The following is a 20,407-nucleotide window of genomic DNA, read 5'->3' on the forward strand; positions in this document are numbered from 1 at the left end:
AAGACGAGAGCCGCTTTGGACTGAAAACCTTAATTGGACGATTGATTACGGCGTGTGGCATCAAACCGATTGGGCAATGGCAGTGGTTGTTCAAAGCCTTTTGGCTCTACGGTGCGGTTGAACCGGCGACGGGAGAATCCTTCTTCTTTCAGTTCTGTCATGTATATACCGAGTGTTATAAACGATTTCTCTCTGAGTTTTCCAACGCTTACCCAGACAGTTTAATTATTCTCCAATTTGACCAGGGACGGTTCCACAAGGAAAAGGATTTAGTGGTTCCAGAGAATATCATCTTGCTGTTTCAACCCCCTTATTGTCCTGAGTTAAATCCGATTGAGCGGTTGTGGGAATATCTCAAGGCAGACCTCACATGGGCTTCCTTCAAAACACTCGACCAACTCCAACTTAAAGTTGATCAACTGATTGCTCAGTTAACTCCTGAGCTAATTGCTTCCATCACAGGGTATGCATTTATTCTCGATGCCCTATCTGCCCTGAATACTGTTTAAATTGGTATTACCAATTATGCTCTGCCCCAACGCGCTCACCGCAGTCCTTGTTCGGTTCGTGCGGCAGATGGCTTGGAACAGGGTATGGTCTCGCATCTCGTTTTCGAGGTAGATGTAGGTGCAGGCGGGGTCATTTCAAAAGCTTATCTTTCACTTGTTTGGTGCATTAGCGGAGTTTGAGCGCAATTTGGGGTCGAGCCACATACGACCAAAAAAGTGCAACATGAAGCCATAACTCTTTACCTGTAGGAGTTTCAGGAAATAGTTAGTTTAAGCTCCCCTGCTAAAACCCTTGAATAGTAAAGATTTGGACTACTTCTGACCCAAGTACTAATCAAAAATCAGTAGTATACAGCCTCTTTTGATGCGTTTTTAACGGCTGAAGCCTGCATTCTCTCGTGGCACTTCTGCGCTCCTCGACAGAAGTCCTGATACTGAGCCTCACTTCGATAGATTTTCTAAGACTCAATCTGGATAAGGCTTTTCAGCTCATCTTGCACTTTTTTGCCCGTATCTCGGCTCAACCCCAACACACCTTGCTGCCGCTGTTCCGGTGACAGTTGTGCCATCCCATTGTAGGTACCCCGGAATTTGAAAGCGCCTGCCCGTTGAAAGTTGTCGTACTTGGAAAAACACCGGCTCCTGGGTCAGGCGATCGACGGTGGTAGAAGTCATCACGGGCATATGGTGAGCCTTTCACTGCAAGCGCTCTGCCGCTGCGGCAATGTCAGCGTAGGTGACGGCAAGACTGGATTATAGGTCATGGGTCATGGGTTGTTGGTTATCGGTTGTTAGCCATCGGTTGTTGGTCATCGGTCATTGACTACTTTTTCCTCGTTTCTTCTAACTTCTGACTCCCCACTCCCTCATTTCCCAAAAAAGAAGTGATTAATCCCTTCCAGAAGTTTCTCGACTGCCAGAGACGCCACAATCAGACCCATGACGCGGGTCACAACATTTACCCCCGTATTTCCCAAAATCTGTTGCATCCATTCGGAGGTCAGCAGAATCAGATACGTCAAAAACAGAATTCCAATCAGGACACCTGCCGTTACAGCCTGTTCAGAAATGGTGAATTTGTCGTTGTCGGTGAGTAATACCACTGCCATGATTGCCCCTGGTCCGGCAATAAAGGGCATTGCCAGGGGAAACACCGCGATATCGTGGGTGGCTGCTTCGTCGGGACTGGGTTGGGTGCCCGTCAATTGTTTTTCGGGTTCATCCTCCAGCACCATCTTTAGCCCAATAATGAGCAAGATGATTCCTCCGGCAATCATAAAGGCGGGCAGGCTGATGCCCAACTCGTCAAGCAGAAATTGCCCAAGGACAATGAAGCTCAGAAGAATAATTCCAGAGATAATCACCCCTCTGAGGATGATCTTGCTGCGGCTCTGAGGAGTTTCCTGTTTGGTCATTGCCAGAAAAAGCGGCACCAGCCCGATCGGGTCAATAATCACAAAGAGTGTCACCGCATCGCCAATCACATGCCCGAACATAGAAAAACCCCTGATCTCAAGTTAGCCGTTGTCAGATTGTGCCGGATTATCCCCATATGTTTCAATCGCATCTGAAATTTCCTGGTAGCAACCTCTGAAACAGGCAATGAGTATCGCCCCTGCTTTTCCTGGTCGCGATCGCCCTTCATTCCCAATGATAGGATTGCCACACGGCAAGAATTGATTGAAATGAAGACCCTGGAAGAACTCAAGCAAATTCTCAGTCAAAACAAACCACTGCTGGAGAACACTATCGGGTGACTTAACTCGGCATCTTTGGCTCCTATGCCCGTGGTGAGCAGACAACAGATAGCGATATTGATGTGTTGATCGACTATGAACAGGCTCCGACCCTGTTTATGCTGGTAGAACTACGTGATTATCTCAGTAACTTGACAGGGCTGAAGGTAGGTGTGGTGACCAAAAACGGCTTAATGCCCAGAATTCGAAAGCGGGTCTTATCAGAAGTTGTTTACTTGTAACCGAACAGCAGCTTTCAGAATTTTTGCAGGATATTCTGGAGGCGATTGCGGATATTGAACTTAAATATCGTTTGGACAACGGTTCAAGAAGGTTTGCCACCGTTAAAAGCTGCAATCACCGAGATTGTTAAAAATCTTGCTCGTGAATTTAGCTTAGATGTTGCACCATTTTCAACAAGCCTTGAGAAACTGGGTTTCTGAACGAAGAATCAGGGTTTTCAGGTTGAGTTAATGGCAAGAAACCCGGTTTCTGACACTGCTACAAGATTTGAGCTATCGCATTTTTAATTTTTTTAACAAATGTTTTTGGCGACTGCTGCCAAAAATCTGGTTTACTGACTTTTAGCCTCTTGGTATAAAATTCAACGTTGCTCTACCAACTGCCAGCTTCGTTACAGGATACTATGGCACTCACCCAATGCTTCAAAGTTGTTCTGGTTACCTGCGGATTGATGCTTCCCTTAGCCATTGCACCTACCAGCAATGCTGCCCCTGCAACGGCACCCACTCCTCCAGTACCCAAGCTCAACTGGAAACCCTGCCCTGACCCTGCTCAGAAGGGGTTTCGATGTGCCACAGCTCAAGTTCCGCTCGACTATCAAAATCCGGGAGGCGAATTCATTCGGCTTGCAGTCATTAAACATCCCGCCACGGATCAGATCCGTCGGCTTGGTGCCCTCTTCCTCAATCCGGGTGGTCCTGGAGGCGCAGGCACAGAAGATCTTCCTGCCTGGTTCAGCCAGTTTCCAACCGAGTTGCCGAAACGCTTTGATATCATCAGCTTTGACCCGCGTGGCATTGGCGATAGTACAGCGGTGCAATGCTTTGCTAATGACGAGGAAGGGAATCGCTTTTTCGCTCAACTGCCTCAGGGATTTCCTGTCGGTGACTCTGAGATCAACACCTGGATTCAGGGATATACCCGTCTCGGTCAGTTGTGTGAACGGCAGAGTGGCAAATTACTCGCTCATGTCTCTACGACCGATGTCGCAAAAGACATGGACTTGCTCCGTCGCGCTGTCGGTGAGCCAATGTTGAACTACATCGGGTTGTCCTATGGCACCTACCTGGGAGCAGTCTATGCCAATCTGTTTCCCGACAAAGTTCGGGCAATGGTGTTGGACGGCAACATTGACCCAGCAGGAGCCTGGAACAATGGCGGCAAGCCTGATGCCCGTTTCAGTATCTCACTACGAATTGGCTCAGACCTGGGTAGTGCGAAAACCTTGAAAAGGTTGCTGGATCTATGTGGGCAAACTTCTCGCGATCGCTGTGCGTTTTCCGCTGGCAGTGCGCAGGCAACCCAGGCAAAATTCGCCACTCTGTTAGAGAAATTACGCAAACAACCAGTGGTCATTGACGAAAAGACAACCCTCACCTACGCGGTGCTGATTGATGCCTTAAGTGGTGATCTTTTCGTTGTAAAGAAATTTGGTGGGTTCAAAGGATGGACAAGTGCTGCCGAACTGCTACAAAAAACGTGGGAGGCTCCAGCGGCACCCTCCCCCGATCCTGCGACCATTCCTGTCATCGCACCGGATATTGGGTTCTTTTCGGTAGGCTGTGCCGATACCCTCAATCCGCGTGACCCAGAGTTTTACCGTCAACAGGCTATTGGTGCCTTTCAGCGAGCAGGTGCAATGGGGTCTAATGCATCTTGGGGAGACCAGGCTTGTGCCACCTGGCCCACGATGTCGGCAGACCGTTACACAGGACCGTGGAATCGTCCGACTGCCAATCCCATCCTGGTGATTGGGAACACCTACGATCCATCCACGCCTTATGAAGGGTCAGTTGCCATGGCTCGTGAGCTTGCCCGTGCTCGCTTACTGACTGTTGATGGCTATGGGCACACTGTCTTCTTAAATCCCAGCCAATGCGCTAGTGGATACATCACCAACTACTTCATCAAGGGTCAGCTACCGCCAGAGGGAACCATTTGTAAACAGGATTATCAACCCTTCACTCCAACCTCAAGCCGTTGAGATGCCAACCTGTTTTGCCTTTACCTTTATCTGCTCAACTTATGAAACTATCAAATCTATTTCGCAGTACTTTTCAGTTCAGACATCCGAGCCAGATCTTTTCTGCAAGTGTGGCGTTGGCAATGGGATGGTTCGGTACCCTGCTACTCCCCACGCAGATTTCTGCTAAGCCCGATGTTCGTTCTAATCCGGCTCCGATGAATCGGGCGATCGCGGCCCAAAATAGCCTGGAAGCAAAGCTGGCTCCGGCGGTGACCCAACGGTTCAGGGAGTTGGGTGTTCCGGGTGCGATGATTGGCGTCTGGGTAAAGGATCAGCCACCCTGGATTGCCACGAGAGGAGTTGCAAATCTGGCAACAAAGACTCCGCTCAAACTTACTGACTATATGCGGATTGGTAGCATCACTAAAACGTTTACAGGCACCGTCATTTTGCAACTAGAAGATGAGGGCAAACTGAGCCTCAAAGACCCTGTTGCCAAATATTTACCCAACGTTCCCAATGGAGACAAGATTACGATCCGGCAACTGGGGGATATGCGGAGTGGTTTGTTCAACTACTCAGAGGATAAGACCTTTCAAAAGACTTTGTTCTCCAATCCCCAACGTGCGTGGAACCCTCAAGAGTTGATTGAAATTGCGTTTCAACCAGGCAACAAGCCATACTTTCTACCTGATCAAGGCTTTCATTATGCCAATACGAACACCGTTCTGCTGGGACTCATCATCGAGAAAGTTACTGGCAATCCTCTGCACACTGAAGTTGACAGGCGCATCCTGAAACGAATTGGGCTGCGACACACGATTTTTCCCACCGATAGCACAATCCCGACGCCCCACGCTCACGGTTACTGGTATGACATGGATGCCAAACCGACCCCCACAATAAAAGATGTCACGGACTGGAATCCTTCCTGGGGATGGGCAGCGGGAGCAATCATTTCAAAAATGGAGGATGTGCATCGCTACTCCAAACTGCTGGCAACGGGTGGGCTGGTGAGCCGGAAGGCTCAAACAGAACGCTTGCGATGGACAACGATCACATCCGAAGCACCAGGGCAGTGGCAGGGTGTGCCGCTGAAGTATGGGTTTGCGATCGCCAGTTACAACGGGGCGATCGGTCACAATGGCAGTCTTCCGGGTTATCAAAGCTTTATGGGCTATATCCCGGAGCAGGATGCCACCGTCATTGTGCTGGTCAATGTGCAGGAGAATACCCAGGGAATTTCTCCCGCCGATAACCTGGCAAGGCTGATTGTTGCTCAACTCAAGCAGAAGTGAAAGCGATCTCAGAACTGACACAAAAGTCTCCGGCTTCTATCGCAGAGTCAGCCCTACAATCTTGAGTTTTTTTCGGAAGCCGGAGAGCTGAATCCTTTAGGCGTAAGCCCTCTATGTTTTGAATCAGAAGGAAACGATGATGGTTAATCTGATAAGACTGCCCTGCTGGGCTATGCTCCTTTTTTGTCTATCTCTCACGGCTGCAACTCAGGCACAATCAGCATCTCTACTAAAACGGTAGTGTTCTAGACCTGTTGTTTATATTCCGTAGGAGCATTGCACTGCAATGCTCCTACCAGATGTCAACCACATATTTGAAACACTACCGGTAAGCCGCATGATCCTCTTGCCTTTATTGGAAAATCAGATGGGCGGTCCGAATAAACACGACGCGATCAATAACCCGTGAAAAAGTGCCGAGATCATCAAAAAACACGTAAGTGAAGGGTTGGTAATGGCAAGTCAGAATAAGCTTCCCGGTGCCATTCAAGCGTTTATTCCAGAACACCAGGGCACCATTTTAATTGCCTCTTTTACCATCAGGACCAACAGCACATATCCTTTGGGAACGTCATTCAGGAAGCAGATTTTCGCTACGACGGACCCATCCCACAATCGCGGGAAACGGGAACTGTGATGCTGGCAGATGCCTGTGAAGCGGCACTGCGCTCCTTGGGAGAGGCAACGCCAGCAGAGGCACTGGCAATGGTGAATAAAATTCTGAAAGCCCGCTGGCAAGATCAGCAGTTAGTTGATTCCGGGCTGACGCGGCAGGAACTTTCGCAAATCTCCCACATTTTTGTGCAGGTCTGGCAGCAGTTTCACCATAGACGGATTGCTTATCCTAAATAATTACGTTGTTTGCAGCAAAACTGGCTCTGAGAGTGCTTGATCTGGTAATGGTAAGAGAGTCGAGCGGCTCTGGCTCAACATCGGTATTTTGGAAAATGAGGCTTTATCCAGCAAAAAAGTGATGCGATCGCCCATGTGCCAGGGTTCATCAGCGAGCATAATTTGTAACTGCTCGGCTCGATGCAGCAAAAGCGGCAGCAAATCACCTGCTGCGATGCAGGCTTGTAATTCAGCTTGCTGTGAGGCAAAGTCCTCTGCCTGCAACACCACCTCGAACAGCGCCACGTCCTTCTTAGTGAGAGCCTGATTCCACCGATCAAGAGAAACGTGGGCTGCAAAAGCAACCTTAATGCCTGTTGTAGCAAAACTGGGGTGATCTCCACGATTTAATGAGGGCTGAGATAACGTGGCTACTTTATCGGGACGGAATAATTCTAAAGCCCGTTGCGCCAAAATACCGTTTAGTTCTGGATTGTTAGTCAGCGCCAAAAAAGTGCTCAATGATGCGATCCCCTCTGCCTCTAGTTCCTCCAGATCTAAGTATTTGCTGATTACAGGAATGTCATCGAGCTGAACTGGAGTAGTATCGCTAGCGTTGAGGTCAATCAACGCCACTGTTTCTCCTTGCTGTTGAAGTAGCTGGGTTAGCAGTTGACTCAACGGAGTATTCCCCACAATAGCGGTTCTGACCTGCGTTGTCTGTAACCCCAGACAGCGGGCAATCCAGCCTGCTGTGAGTCCTTGAATCAAGACTGTCATCAGGATGGTGAGAAAAACGAGCGCTTTCATTGCCTCGCCCCCTGCGATGTCTGCTTTTGCGAGGGAAAGTGCAAATAAGGATGCCATTGATGCAGCGACAATGCCACGGGGAGCAATCCAGGACAAAAAGAACTGCTGTTTCCAGCTAAAGCTCCGATTCCAGGTTGATAGCAGAATGTTGATGGGACGCACGATGAGCATCAGTGTTAGCACCGTCAAGACACCTCCCCAACCTAAATCAAGGATGCTAGCGATCGACAAATCAGCCGCCAGTAAAATAAACAGCACCGAATTTGCCAGAATCCCCAACTGCTTATTAAACTGCCGGATCAAGCGTTCTTCGGGAATAGCAGATGCCCGCAAGACCACACCCATCAGCACAGCAACCAATAAACCTGACTCGCTTCGCAACGCTTGTGCCAGACTGAAAGCTCCCCACACTGCCGCAAGTACGACTAGATTTTTCAATTCTTGTGGTAAAGATTTGGATTGCTTCAGCAACAGACTTAGCAAGCCGCCGCCAACTAGCCCGATCGCGGTGCCAATCCCTAGCCTCAGCCCTAATCCTTTCAGCAGCAGCAAGGGTATTGCCGTTCCAACCAGAACCAAGGGCACCTCATGCTGACTCAACACAATCGTGAGGGTAAACACCGCCACAATTGCTCCCAGCGGATCAATCAGGATTCCCTCGCCCTCCAAGAGCGTGGCGACTCGCTGTTCCACTCCAACGAGTTTCAGCAAGGGAGTCACAACGGTTGGACCCGTTACTACCACTAACGAGGCGTAGAGAAAGGCGATCGCCCAAGGAAACTGATTCAATATATGGGCAGCGATCGCCCCTCCTAAAAATGTAATCAGCACTCCGACTGTCACCAGATTGCGAAGGCTAACCGAGACACTGCTCAGATCACGAATCTGTAGGTTCAATCCTCCTTCAAAGAGAATCAAGGCGATCGCTAGAGAAACGACGACTTCTAAGCCGCTACCCAGAAGCGACGGCTCCAGCAACCCTAAGCCACTGGAGCCTAAAAAGATACCCAATAGCAGCAGTAACACAATGCCCGGAATCCGAAGCCATCGGCCTAAAACCTGAGCACCGATACCAACCATTACGGTTGTGCTAATGAGAACTGTAATTGGTAAGGAATCTTCCATTCAAAGCAATCTGTTAAGGTAAGCTGATCTAACGCTGCTAAGGCGATCATTGTAGCGAGATGATGCCGATTTCGTTTTGCAGGGTTAAGGCACCAAAGGATTCAGATGAGGCAGTGCTTTAACTACGGCTTTAATTACGGCTGAAAAGCTAACGCGTATGTGGTGCAGATTGGCTTGAAGTTAGTTCTTGAGGAACTGTCCATCGGTCTAAAACATCTTTCACCCACACTTCTTTGAGCCAGATTTGTGCAACCACTAAAATCGGTAATCCCAAAAATAATCCTAAAACACCAAAGAATGTTCCCAAGGCAGTCAGTAAAGCCAGTGTTGTTGCGGGTAGGAGAGACACCTGCTGCTTCATGATGATGGGCGTAATCAGGTTGCCTTCAACCTGCTGAATTACAAAATACAGTAGCAAGACTTCGATCGCTTTCCAGGGAGAATCCAGCAGCGCGAGTAGAGTGGGTGGAACAACGCTGGCGATCGCCCCAAGGTAGGGAACGAATGCCGATATACCTGCAATGAACCCATTCACAAAGGGTAAGGGAACTTGGAGCACAAGCAAACCTACCGTTGAGGCAACACCAATGAAAGCCATGCTCAAAGCAATCCCGCCCAGATAATTAATTAAACCAACCTCGCACTTTGAGAGAATGCTATCCGCGCGCTGGCGATAGAATGCGGGAAATCCTTGAATCAATAGATTGCGATACGGCTTTGGATTTACCAGTAACATTAGCGTTAATACAGTTAGCAATAAACCATTGAGCAAGAGGGATAAAGAATTAGAGAAAACTTGATAGAAATGAATAATCGCCCAGTTTGCTACTTGCTGAAGCTGAACACTCAGATCATTCAAGCTAGGAAGATTTTTAATTATCCGACCGGGAATCTGCTCCTGTAACCAGTAGTTGAGACTTGCAACTCGTGCAATCGCACCTGGAATCAGTTCGACCAGTTGGTCAAATTGCTCAGTAATCCGGGTAGCCACTAAAGCCAAAAGCAGTCCTAAAACTACGACGAAGAGCGCGATTGTTAGCCCGATCGCAGCGCTTCGTTTAAGTCTAGATTTTTGAAATCGACGTACAACTCGGTTCAGCCCAACAGCAAAGATAATCGCCATGAAAAACAGCAGCACGATCGCTCGAATTTGCCAAAGCACATAAAGCGAAATCACTAGCGAAAGCAATCCAATCCAGCGTCCTAATGTCAAAATTACGCCTTTGGCTGAGTAGAAGAGACAAGCTGCTCAATCTACACCTTATCAACCTTCTGATTCCTGCTAATTTTGGTTCAGCTTTGTTTAAAGGATTTCTACCACAAGAAATAGATCGCGCTCTATCTCATGAGGGATATTAGTGTAAAAAGTAAATATAGTAACTGTTTAATGACTTATCTGGCTCAAAAGGTACACGACTTTGATCCTATTAATGATTAATGTTCGGGTGAAATGACAGATTTAGGAAAACAGTAATGAAGCTTTGTTCTCGGTACACCTCAACATTAAGCGTAACACTGCTCACTTTAGGACTTGCAGCGGGCGCAATTGCACCTTATCTTGTTACCACTTTGACTCCGGCACTAGCGACTTCATCTACGAATACGAGCTTTCCCGATACACAAAATTATTGGGCACAGCCCTTCATTCACAATTTGGCAGAACGCGATATTGTCACAGGCTATCCTGACAATACCTTCCGCCCTGAACAACCAGTTGATCGCGATGAATTTGCGGCAATTTTGCGGCAAGCCTTTTCTCAACCTGCGGAACGAAGCATTGCTAGCGGCAGCGTTTACACAGATGTTTCCAAAGGCTATTGGGCGGCTCCCGCTATAGAAGAAGCCTATGAAATGGGATTTATGAAAGGCTATCCCGGTGGAGAGTTTCGTCCGAATCAATCTATTTCTAGAGTTGAAGTATTAGTTTCGCTGGCTCAGAACTTAAATCTGCCTGCGACCACAGCCGCTGTTGACAAACCTGTAGCAGTGGCAGCAACACCTGCCCCGGTGCAGCCTGCCTCTCGTCGGCGTGCCAAAAGACCGCTCATGTTTCCCCTCGCTATGACCACCTTGATGCAGCCGTTAATGGCAACTCCAACCAGAGCAACTGCCGCTGCCAATACTGCTCCAGCCAGCAGCAACGCTTCGCAACGCCCAGTTTCTCTAGCTGTGAGCGACTACTATCAAGATGCCGCGCAGATTCCTCCGTATGCAGTGAATGATGTTGCTGCAACAACCGCAGCCGGAATTGTTGTCAACTATCCCGATCTACAAGTGTTGAACCCAACCCGACCTGCAACTCGCGGTGAAGTCGCGGCATTCATTCATCAGGCACTGGTCAGTCAAGGTAAAACTGCACCGATCGCAGCCCAACCAGCGGCTCAATATGTAGTGGGTCGTTAGTCTTATTGAGAGAGAGCTTTTATGCAAACGGTTGAAAAACAATCACTGGAGTCGAAACTCGAAAAAATTGGCAACGTTTTGCGCGTGACTGGGTGGATTGGGCTCTCTGCCCAAATTGGCTTTGGCGCAATTGCTTTATTAATGGTTGTGTTTGCGATCGCGGGTCGAAATTTCAGTCAGGCGACTGCTCTTCCACCGGGTGTGGCTCCCGGTATTGGCGCGAATCTCAACCGGGGTGTCACTCCAGGCATTGGCATTGGCATCTTTTGGGCAGTCTGTGGCATTCTGGTGCTGCTGGGGGGAATTTACTTTGCTTTTCGTCAAACACGATTTGCCAAACGGTTGCGCCATGCAGACACTATGAAACATCCTGCAAAATCAGAGGTCATGAAAGTCCTACGTTTAAGCGCGATCGTTGGCTTCGTCGGAATGCTGCTGACGATCCTAGGTGGAGGCGCGACGTTAGGGGTACTGTTCTCCAAAGCGATCGCTCAGCCTCAAAGTGTTGCTATTTACGATCCGACTCGTGTAATTCGATCGATCGATATCATGGTGGCAATGGCAAACATGAGCGGCATTGCTGCCCATTTTGTGGGTGCTGTTGCTTCTCTGAGCGTGTTTGAATGGCTGCATCGTTAATTCACCAATAAGTTCAGCTTCAATGAGCTAATCGCTTGATGCCCAAGAATTGGAAAAGCGCTTCTGTTAGAGGATGGAAAAAAGCCAATGCGACAGCTTCTTGTGCAAGTGCCGCAGGGATGTGGAAAAACTGTTTTAGAGATTGCGGAAGGCTGTGACGGCACTAACCTGGCAACCATTGAAGCGACGGGAGTTCAGCAACCGTTGGACTTGGTATTTGTGCATATTTCCAATGGCAAGCTTGAAAAGCTGCTTGAGCAACTGCAAGATATACCGGATTTAAGCTTTACGCTGCTGCCCACTGGGATCATGGCACTGCATCCGCCCGCTGATGCTGCTCCCGATCAGGTCACCAATGTTGAAGAGCGTAGCCCGATCGAAATCTTTCTCTCAGGTCTGCAAAGTACCGGGTCTTGGAAAGGATTTATTAGCTACGCGGCGATCGCCGGAGTCGTCGTGTGGATTGGTTTGTATACCAGCACAAGTTACCTCCTGGTAGCCGCGATGTTACTGGCTCCGTTTGCCGGTCCCGCCATGAACACCGCTCTGGCAACCGCAAGGGGCGATCTCCAACTGCTTCGACGCAGTATTGTCCGGTATTTTGCCGCCTTGGGCGTGACGATTACTACCACTGCTTTACTCAGTTGGATACTCCAGCAGCAGATTCCATCCAATTTGATGATCGACAGCAGCCAAATTTCCACAGTTTCAGTTTTGATTCCGCTGGCAGCGGGAGCAGCGGGAGCGCTGACCTTGATCCAGTCAGATCGCAGCAGTTTGGTATCGGGTGCCGCTACTGGAATGCTCGTTGCAGCATCGCTGGCTCCACCCGCAGGTATTGTTGGCATGGCAGGGGCGATCGGGCGTTGGGATTTAGCAACCAATGGACTCTTTTTACTGCTGCTGCAACTGGGTGGCATTAATTTCTCTGCCGCACTGTTGTTTCGCCTGTTTGGAGGATTGTCCATTAAAGGAGCGCGTTATCAGCGTGGGCAACGTGGTGTGTTTCCAATCTCGGTGGGGCTAAGTGCGATCGTGCTGGTCGGTTTGCTGGTTTGGCAATTTTCTAGCCCACCCAACTTAGAACGCTCTAGTCGTGCTCAGCGGGCAAATGCTGAATTGCAACAGGTTGTACAGCAAAGTGATTCTGTTCAACTGGTGGAGTCCAATGTGCGGTTTACCAGAGCCAATATTCAGGGGCAAAATACCTTGTTGTGTGTGGTGTATGTTCAGCGTCAGCCAGAGGCGACTCGATCGACTGAACAAATCCGCGCTGATCTGACTCAAGCGATTCAAGCTCACCTGTTAGCACAAGGTTTCAATGCGATGCCCCTGGTCAACGTGATTGTGCTGGAAACACCTGCTGTTAAACCATGACGGGTGCTTGTCGGAGGACGATCGCAGATTAACTTGGCATACCTTGTTGACCGACAAATCTATTTTTGTTGGTTGGATCGAACCATGTTTGACGTGCTTGGCTGGCAACAACTAGCTGGCAATAAAAAGAGGGGCGAAAAGCCCCTCAACCTGAATCTTACGAACTGGCAATTGCGCTCCAAGTCGATCGACCCGTTTTCTATTCTTGAACGCCCGTTATAGCGCGAGGCTTTCTAGCACCAACAGTAGAGCCAAACCCTGCGGCAACTAACCCTAGCAGAGAACCTAGAACAAAAGACCAACCTGCTTTAGCAGCATTACCAGCGGTATCACGCGCTTGTTCGGCTGTGGCATTGGGAATGGTGCCAGGAATATTGTTAGGAATCCCAACACCTCCCGGTTGCTGCACTTGATTGGCAACTTCCCCAGCATTCGAGGCAAGTACCCCAAAGGCACCCGATACCCCACTCGCCAAAAGCCAAGCACTGGCGGCTAAAACGGTTGCCCATAGAATTGCACCATTTAAGAGAGCTGTGCTTTTGCTCATCGGTCCACAGGTGCGAGCCGTCACCCACCCTCCGACAAATAGTGAGATCAGCAGGCTGATAATCGCCCAGATGCCAACAGCAGACCCTACATCTCCTGCGTCCGATCGAGGCGCACCTGAATTAGCAATCGTCGTTAAGCCGATCGCTGCGCCCAAAGAACTCAAAATCAGTTGTGTACTGATAGCGACCACTAACCCAGCAAAAATTGGACCCCAGCGCACGCGATCGTGGTAGTCAGCAGACACGATCGCCGCCGGGTGATCGCTGAAACGCTCCATCGGTCTATCTGCATAAGCCATTGTTCATTTACTCCCTATTTGTTGAATCAGACTATTAGAGAAGCTTTACCAACTTCTAATGCAGTAGATAGACTTACCCTCAACGCTAAATCTATTGAAAGAAATAGAAGAAAATTGTGAGTGCTTGAATCTATCCGCATTTATTTATGCTTGGAGTTACTTCTCAAAACATTGGCTCATGATAATTTCATGTAGAAAGACATACATCTGTAATTAGAAACAGTTTTTCTCTACACTTTATACAAGTTTTTTTAGAGACTGCTTGAGAAGATGTATAAGATGTATAAGTTGCATGATTTAGACAATTCAGAATTTGATGTAATGCTTGTCCGCAACAGTCTTACCGCTTGAATATTCTGACTAAAAAAGTTTTTCAGTTATGTGCCTTACAAGAGAAACAGACTATTTTGGTTTATTTGTCTTAGTTGCTGAAATTCTAATCTTCATGAGTTTTAGTCAGTCCTTAGAGCGATGTTAGAGAAATATTCACTTGTTAAATTAATGGCGCAAGAACACGAAATGGAAACGGTTTTTGGCTAAGTTTTGATAACTTTTCTCTAGTCAATTTTCAAAATTATTTCCAGATACATCATTCACCATTGTGTTAAGACCATTTCAAGCAAATTAATCAGAGGAAAACTGACATGGCTCTCTCTAAAATTAAGGATTTTGATCCAGACTATCGCAAACATTTTGATAACTCAGACATTGTAGGCTTCGATCTTTACAGCGCTAAGGAGAAAGTTGGTACGGTTGACGACCTTCTGGTCGATGAGCAAGGTAGCTTTCGCTATCTAGTCGTCAGCACGGGTGCCTGGATCTTTGGCAAAAAAGTGTTGCTGCCGATCGGTCGATCGCGCATTTCTCATAGCGATCATCGCGTGTATGCCGATGGTCTCACCAAAACTCAAGTAGAAAATCTGCCCGAGTTTGATGAGAACGCAACCATTGACTACGACCAAGAAGAGCGCGTCAGAAATGTCTATCGCTCAACCCCTCCAGTGGGTACAGTGCCTGTAGATAAGCGTGCTTCTGCCCCCGCTGCTTATGATCCCAACAGCTACTCGTACCAGCAAGAGCCTGCTTTGTACAACATGAACGAGCAAGATCACCAGAACCTTAAGCTGTACGAAGAGCGGTTGATTGCGAGCAAAACCCGCGCCAAAACGGGCGAAGTCGCCGTCGGCAAGCGGGTCGAAACCGAAACATCGAAAGTTTCGGTGCCCATCGACAAAGAACGTGTGGTGATTGAGCGCACCACACCAACGGATGCTGGTACAGCCGTTACTCCCGGTGCGGAAGCGTTTCGGGAAGGCGAAGTCGCTCGGGTAGACGTGTATGAAGAAACGCCTGACATCCACAAAGAAGCCTTTGTGCGTGAAGAAATCAGCGTCCGCAAAGAAGTTGATCATGACACCGTCAACGCTGAAGAAACACTGCGCCGAGAAGAGCTAGACATCGACACAGATGGGAATCCCGTCGTTGACAAAGGAACGAAGCAGCGCCGCCGTGCTTAAAAACCGTCCCTAGCTCGGTCAGACAGTGAGCCTGCGCTAGAAAGAAATGAACTCAGCATGGAAAACATTTCAGGCAGGGCTACTCTCTAGCTCTGCCTGGAGTTTGGCTTAGCTTTCACGCTGCCATGCACAATCTGAACTTAACCATGACAAGTTGTTCGCATGAGTTCACTTCATTCACCCGAAAAGCAAGCGATAGAACATGAGCAACAGCAAATCTTGCAGCAGCTTGAAGATTGGCTGGAACTGCCCATGCTCGTGTTGAGTGTTGCTTGGCTCGGTCTATTTATAGTAGAACTGACTTGGGGACTGACTCCTCTTTTAGATGCAATTAGCGTCGTCATTTGGGGCGTGTTTATCCTGGAATTTACTCTTAGACTATCGCTTGCGCCCCGCAAGGCTGCTTATCTTAAAACAAACTGGATTACAGCCATTGCACTGCTTTTACCCGCCCTGCGCCTGTTGCGGTTTATGCGTGTGTTGCGGATTTTACAAACTACGCGAGCAGTTCGCGGCTTACGGCTGTTGCGTGTGATGACTCGCACCAATCGCAGTATGCGATCGCTCACAGCCAACTTTGCGCGGCGTGGCTTTGGCTACGTGGTGATGACGACAGCAATCGTCACACTGGTTGGGGCTGCGGGAATGTATGCTTTTGAGCAAGATGCTCCAGATTTGCCCGGATTTGATAACTACAGCACTGCGCTTTGGTGGACAGCAATGCTGATGACCACAATGGGATCAGACTACTTTCCAAAAACGGCAGAAGGTCGCATCCTTTGTTTTCTGCTGGCGCTGTATGCGTTTGCTGTATTTGGCTATTTAACAGCAACGTTAGCCACATTCTTTATTGGACAAGATGCTGACGATGACGAAGCAGAGATTGCTGGAGCAAGATCGATTGATGCCCTGCGAACCGAAATTACCGCCCTGCGAACCGAGATTCAAAGCTTAAGACAGGAGCATTAACCACCTCAGAAAGAAGTTAGTTCTCCTAATTTCCACCATCGTGCAAGTGCTTACTATGACTATCATGCAACGAATGCAGAAATATCAACGCTCTTAGACAAGATGCAGGCAATGCTAAAGGGCTTCATCTTTTTGTTGCCAAATATGGCGTTGGCATTGATTGTCTTTGCTATTTTTTTCTTCGTGCTAGGGGTAAAGGGAGCATAGCTGCAACGAAGTGCCACGTAACGTTTAAAAGCTTTACTGTGCAAGGAATCCAGAAAAATTCCGATGATTTAGCTAAAACTTACCAAGAAATGGTCATTTTCGGGCAAGTTACTATTTTCCAAGTTTTTTTGCTGAATCCCTTATCCCTCAATTGCTCTAGCGATCGGATAGCACTTCGTTGCAGCTACGCTAACTTTGCCCCAAAAACTCGCTATCAGGTGGGTAAGGGCTGTGGCGAGCTTCTATCAGTAGAAATGCTGGCGCATTCAATTCGTAGGGCTACGCCCCGCCGAAGGCGTATGTTACTCCACTACCTCAAGTTCCGAGAAGTGCCCATTCCTCAGACCATCATAGACTGATTCAGCAACGCCAGTTTTGTATAGGTAACGCCCCAGGCTTAGCCTCAGAGGTTTTGAAAAACTCCGAGGTCGGGGAAGCTTTGTGTTCAGGTAACTCTCAATTTTCCAACACTCCTTTCCCTATTCCACTCCTTCATTCACCGGGAACCGATCTAGTAGGGCGATCGCTTCGCGCGCATGGGCTTTTAATTCGGTTGAGGCGTGGGGGACGTGGGGAATTTGAGATAGAAAGTCCAGGGTGCGGCGCAGGATGCGGACGACATCACCTTCGTCGAGACTGGTGTTGGAGCAAAGTTCGAGCCAGTCAATCCCCATTGCCCACTGTTCAACTAAGCCAACCAGTTCGTATTCTAGCCATACAGGGAGGGCAATCTGATGCTTCCGTTGAAGCTGGAACAGGCGGCGGCGGATACCGCGCAAGCCTCCCAAAGCGTTTTCAACTTCGGCGGATAGCTTGTAGCGAGTCCAGCTATCGGGGCGGGAAACTTCGGTAACCAGTGCAGCACAGGCGGCTGCTAGATGGTGAGGCTCCATCTCATCTAGTTCGCCTGACATGAGCGATAGACCTAACCAGAGTTCGTTGTCTCCCCGAATCGCAGCGGTTGCCTGTCCTGTAATGGTTGGGGTCAACTCCTCTAAACAGCCAAAGTATTGCAGGATATCAATCAGGCTAAGAAATTCTTCCCAGTGGCGTTGGGACTGGCGACCCAACTTTTCTTCGCGATCGCGAATTTCCTCCTGAATCGCCCCTACTCGCTTCTGCCGCTTCAAGATGGTGGTGCGGTTGCCCCACTGGTGAACCGGGTGCATTTCAATCTGGGCTTCCACCACAGAAAGGCGTTGCAGTTGGTCAACCACTTCGGACGCTTCTTCCAGGGGAGAGAGGATGGCGGGAATGCGTTGAGCGATCGCCCGAGATGGCTCGTTCCCACTGCGGGACTGCCCCGGTTTGAGCGGCATTTCGGCAGGTGGACTGAGATTATCGACCTCAGCCATGCGGGGAATCTCCCCTCGCAGGCTAACCACATCGTTGACGGTGATGACGTACCAGCGGTTATCCTGTCCCAGGCAGACCAGGTAAGGAAACTGTCCCGAACCAGGCACCTTAGCAACCAGTACGGCAGGCAGCGGGTGAGCCACGGGAACATGCTTGCCCTTTAGACTGAGGGCGGTTCCGGCAATGGCAAAGGAAAGGGCGATCGGCATATCGCTGCCACGAACTTCGGTTGCCTGGTCTTGCAGATATTTCAACAGCCGCTTTTCTTCCTTCAGCCGTTCCTGGAGCTTTTCATACTGTGCCAGCAAATCCCAGTCCACTGCTTCCAGTTGAGATTGAAGTTGGGCGAGTTCAGCTTTGAGGGTGGCGATCGCCTGCTGCTGGGGGCGCAGATACAGGGTAGAGAGATATTGCCCAAAACTACGCTCAATCAGTTTTTTGGCTTCTTCCAGGGTGTGAGTTTGCAACAGATTGAGCACCATGCCATAGCTGGGCGTAAACTGGCTCACCAGGGGATCGGATCCCACTGTTGCCAGGTAAGAGGCTTCCCGTACCCCTTCAAACGGGGTTTGTACCGTTACTACATGCCCCAGACTATCCATGCCGCGCCGTCCTGCCCGTCCTGCCATTTGCAAGAACTCGGAGGCATTTAGTAGCCGGTGACCCATATCCGTGCGTTTGGACAGGCTGGAAATAACGGTAGTGCGGGCAGGCATGTTGATCCCGGCTGCCAGGGTTTCGGTGGCAAATACCACCTTGATCAACCCCTGCTGGAAGAGTTCTTCAATTAATCCCTTCCAGGCAGGCAAGATCCCAGCGTGGTGGGCAGCAATTCCCCGATAAAGGGGTTCAATCTGATCGACCCGCCCTGCTTCCGGGTTGCGTGCCAGGAACTCATCGACTCGCTGTTTCAACCGTGCGGCTTCTTCGCCATTCACCAACGACAGCGGCAATTTAGCCATCTCTGCCACTGCTTGATCACACCCCTTACGGCTAAAGATGAAGTAAATCGCAGGCAGCATATCATCCTGCCGCAGTTGACTCACGACCGCCGCCAGACCCGGTCCTTCCTGTCGGGGTCCCCGCCGGTTGCCGCCCCTGACCGTCCCCCTACCCCCTTTCGGCTTGAGTTGAGGATTCATCCGCTTCTGGCTACTATCCAGTAGGGGAAACATGCCTTTGGGGTTGCAGTAATAAAACTGGAGGGGAACCGGGCGATAGTCGGAATAGATCAACTCGGTTGGACCATGAACCTGATCGATCCAGTCGGTCAACTGGTCGCTGTTGGCAACGGTGGCAGACAGGGCAAGCAGTTGAATTTCGGGTGGGCAGTAGATGATGGATTCTTCCCAGACTGTGCCCCGCTGGCGATCGTTCATATAGTGGCACTCATCCAGGACAACCGCTTCCACCCCTATGAGGGAGGTACCCACTTCACCAATGGGAGTCCCATAGAGCATATTGCGGAAAATTTCGGTCGTCATCACCAAAATGGGGGCATCCCGGTTGATAGAAACATCCCCGGTCAACAGTCCTACAATTTCTGTTCCAAATAGCTCCCGAAAGTCTCGCAATTTCTGATTAGAAAGTGCCTTCAAGGGAGTGGTATAAAAAACCCGCCGCCCTTTTGCCAGTGCCCGGTGGATGGCGTATTCCCCAATCAGTGTTTTTCCTGAGCCAGTTGGCGCACACACCACCACCGATCGCCCTGCTTCCAGTGCTGCGATCGCCTGCAACTGAAAGTCATCTAACCGAAACGGAAACAGCTTTTCCAGCTCCAACCCTGATTCTGTAGGGGAATTCACGCCCAAATTATCCAATCGTGGTACTCACTACCCAGTTATATCCTGCATTTTGATCTTAAACCCAGCCCGGAGATTGGTGACAATTACCGAGTACCGGAAGTTGAGAGTTGAGAGGTAATGGGTTTTCCCCCTTCACCCTTTCACCCCTTCCTAAAACATAAAACCTGACACCTGACACCTATCCCTAAATCTGAGTCACCATTTGCAACAACATTTCAACCTCCGCATTGTGATCCAGGAAGGAGAAGAGGTGCTTGTAGTACAGTCTGCCGTCCTCGTCCAACACAAACTGAGCTGGGAGAGGGGCACCCAACGCCTGACCTGTTTGATACGCCCGGAAAACCTGGCAACTGGGGTCACTCAGCAAGGGCATCTTGAGTCCTAGATCGCGAACAACACCTTTGCTCTGCTGATAATCAGTGCTGGTGATCATCAGTAATTCTACATCCCGCTCTTGAAACTGCTCATAATACTCATTCAGCGCCATGATGTGGGGAAAGCAGAATGGACAATATTGCTTTTCGGTAAAAATCCGTGTGAAGGCGAGAACAACGGGCACTTGCCTGCGAAAATCTGACAGTCTGACGCTTCCCCCGTTTGTGATGTCTGGTAGTTCAAAATCAGGTGGAAACACGCCTTTGATCAGGTGGCTGGTGGCTGGAATTGGAAAGAAGTTTTTGAAGAAGCGATCGCTAAACAGCCCTCTAAAGTCAGTCGAGGTCAGCATGGGTAGGAGTTGGGAGTAGAGTGTAGGAACCGTCTAAAAGCT

At 49.4% G+C, this 20,407-nt stretch carries 18 protein-coding genes and 1 pseudogene; 11 read left to right on the top strand and 8 right to left on the bottom strand.

The annotated features are described in order from the left end of the window. On the top strand, positions 1 to 509 hold a 509-nt coding region (locus AC1S52_RS25465), incomplete at its 5' end, for an IS630 family transposase (protein ID WP_482031850.1). On the opposite strand, the pseudogene AC1S52_RS25470 reads toward AC1S52_RS25465, so the two are convergent. The 3 genes and pseudogenes from AC1S52_RS25470 to AC1S52_RS25480 form a co-directional block, all read right to left on the bottom strand. After that, positions 486 to 626: pseudogene (locus AC1S52_RS25470) on the bottom strand (hypothetical protein); the annotation flags it as partial. The gene AC1S52_RS25465 and the pseudogene AC1S52_RS25470 sit on opposite strands and share 24 nt — an antisense overlap. 372 nt (positions 627 to 998) lie before the next feature. Then, positions 999 to 1,184: a hypothetical protein gene (locus AC1S52_RS25475; RefSeq protein ID WP_482031851.1), complete on the bottom strand. Its 186-nt coding sequence runs from the start codon at positions 1,182 to 1,184 to the stop codon at positions 999 to 1,001. Between the two features lie 191 nt (positions 1,185 to 1,375). Beyond that, positions 1,376 to 2,005 (bottom strand): MarC family protein, encoded by a 630-nt coding sequence (locus AC1S52_RS25480; protein ID WP_482031852.1) that lies wholly within the window; start codon positions 2,003 to 2,005, stop codon positions 1,376 to 1,378. Positions 2,006 to 2,328: 323 nt separating this feature from the next. Here AC1S52_RS25480 and AC1S52_RS25485 point away from each other — a divergent pair, with 323 nt between their 5' ends. From AC1S52_RS25485 to AC1S52_RS25505, 5 genes are all read left to right on the top strand, one after another. After that, on the top strand, positions 2,329 to 2,487 hold the full coding sequence (locus AC1S52_RS25485; protein WP_482031853.1) for a hypothetical protein: 159 nt from the start codon (positions 2,329 to 2,331) through the stop codon (positions 2,485 to 2,487). A gap of 404 nt (positions 2,488 to 2,891) precedes the next feature. Continuing rightward, positions 2,892 to 4,472 (top strand): alpha/beta hydrolase, encoded by a 1,581-nt coding sequence (locus tag AC1S52_RS25490; RefSeq protein WP_482031854.1) that lies wholly within the window; start codon positions 2,892 to 2,894, stop codon positions 4,470 to 4,472. 41 nt (positions 4,473 to 4,513) lie between these two features. After that, positions 4,514 to 5,752, top strand: coding sequence for a serine hydrolase domain-containing protein (locus AC1S52_RS25495; protein ID WP_482031855.1), 1,239 nt, complete (start codon positions 4,514 to 4,516; stop codon positions 5,750 to 5,752). A 454-nt stretch (positions 5,753 to 6,206) separates the two neighbouring features. Then, a complete protein-coding gene (locus AC1S52_RS25500) occupies positions 6,207 to 6,389 on the top strand; it encodes a hypothetical protein (RefSeq protein WP_482031856.1) in 183 nt (60 codons plus the stop codon). Then, a complete protein-coding gene (locus tag AC1S52_RS25505) occupies positions 6,386 to 6,604 on the top strand; it encodes a hypothetical protein (RefSeq protein WP_482031857.1) in 219 nt (72 codons plus the stop codon). The genes AC1S52_RS25500 and AC1S52_RS25505 overlap by 4 nt, the downstream gene beginning before the upstream one ends. On the opposite strand, the gene AC1S52_RS25510 is transcribed toward AC1S52_RS25505, so the two are convergent. Further along, positions 6,605 to 8,518 (bottom strand): cation:proton antiporter, encoded by a 1,914-nt coding sequence (locus AC1S52_RS25510; RefSeq protein ID WP_482031858.1) that lies wholly within the window; start codon positions 8,516 to 8,518, stop codon positions 6,605 to 6,607. Positions 8,519 to 8,666: 148 nt separating this feature from the next. After that, entirely contained in the window at positions 8,667 to 9,731 is a 1,065-nt protein-coding gene (locus AC1S52_RS25515) for an AI-2E family transporter (RefSeq protein WP_482031859.1), read from the bottom strand. A gap of 260 nt (positions 9,732 to 9,991) precedes the next feature. Between AC1S52_RS25515 and AC1S52_RS25520 the strand changes: the two genes are divergently transcribed. The 3 genes from AC1S52_RS25520 to AC1S52_RS25530 all read left to right on the top strand — a co-directional run bounded on the left by AC1S52_RS25520 (position 9,992) and on the right by AC1S52_RS25530 (position 12,937). Beyond that, positions 9,992 to 10,921, top strand: coding sequence for an S-layer homology domain-containing protein (locus tag AC1S52_RS25520; protein WP_482031860.1), 930 nt, complete (start codon positions 9,992 to 9,994; stop codon positions 10,919 to 10,921). Positions 10,922 to 10,942: 21 nt separating this feature from the next. Then, positions 10,943 to 11,560 carry a DUF3611 family protein gene (locus AC1S52_RS25525; protein WP_482031861.1) on the top strand — a complete coding sequence of 206 codons (618 nt, stop codon included), beginning with the start codon at positions 10,943 to 10,945 and terminating at the stop codon, positions 11,558 to 11,560. Positions 11,561 to 11,647: 87 nt separating this feature from the next. After that, positions 11,648 to 12,937 carry a DUF389 domain-containing protein gene (locus tag AC1S52_RS25530; RefSeq protein ID WP_482031862.1) on the top strand — a complete coding sequence of 430 codons (1,290 nt, stop codon included), beginning with the start codon at positions 11,648 to 11,650 and terminating at the stop codon, positions 12,935 to 12,937. 199 nt (positions 12,938 to 13,136) lie between these two features. Here the strand turns inward: AC1S52_RS25530 and AC1S52_RS25535 are convergent, their stop codons facing one another. Then, complete coding sequence (locus tag AC1S52_RS25535) at positions 13,137 to 13,784, bottom strand: hypothetical protein (protein ID WP_482031863.1); 648 nt, start codon at positions 13,782 to 13,784, stop codon at positions 13,137 to 13,139. Positions 13,785 to 14,428: 644 nt separating this feature from the next. Between AC1S52_RS25535 and AC1S52_RS25540 the strand changes: the two genes are divergently transcribed. Then, positions 14,429 to 15,301 (top strand): DUF2382 domain-containing protein, encoded by an 873-nt coding sequence (locus AC1S52_RS25540; RefSeq protein ID WP_482031864.1) that lies wholly within the window; start codon positions 14,429 to 14,431, stop codon positions 15,299 to 15,301. 162 nt (positions 15,302 to 15,463) lie between these two features. Then, the gene (locus AC1S52_RS25545; RefSeq protein WP_482031865.1) at positions 15,464 to 16,270 is read left to right on the top strand and encodes a potassium channel family protein; all 807 of its coding nucleotides are present in this window, start codon (positions 15,464 to 15,466) and stop codon (positions 16,268 to 16,270) included. Positions 16,271 to 16,956: 686 nt separating this feature from the next. Here AC1S52_RS25545 and AC1S52_RS25550 read toward each other — a convergent pair. Next, on the bottom strand, positions 16,957 to 19,638 hold the full coding sequence (locus AC1S52_RS25550; RefSeq protein ID WP_482031866.1) for a DEAD/DEAH box helicase: 2,682 nt from the start codon (positions 19,636 to 19,638) through the stop codon (positions 16,957 to 16,959). Positions 19,639 to 19,822: 184 nt separating this feature from the next. Next, positions 19,823 to 20,365, bottom strand: coding sequence for a peroxiredoxin family protein (locus AC1S52_RS25555; RefSeq protein ID WP_482031867.1), 543 nt, complete (start codon positions 20,363 to 20,365; stop codon positions 19,823 to 19,825). Positions 20,366 to 20,407 lie beyond the last annotated feature (42 nt).

The sequence above is a fragment of the Kovacikia sp. CALU 1929 genome (genome assembly GCF_056784235.1).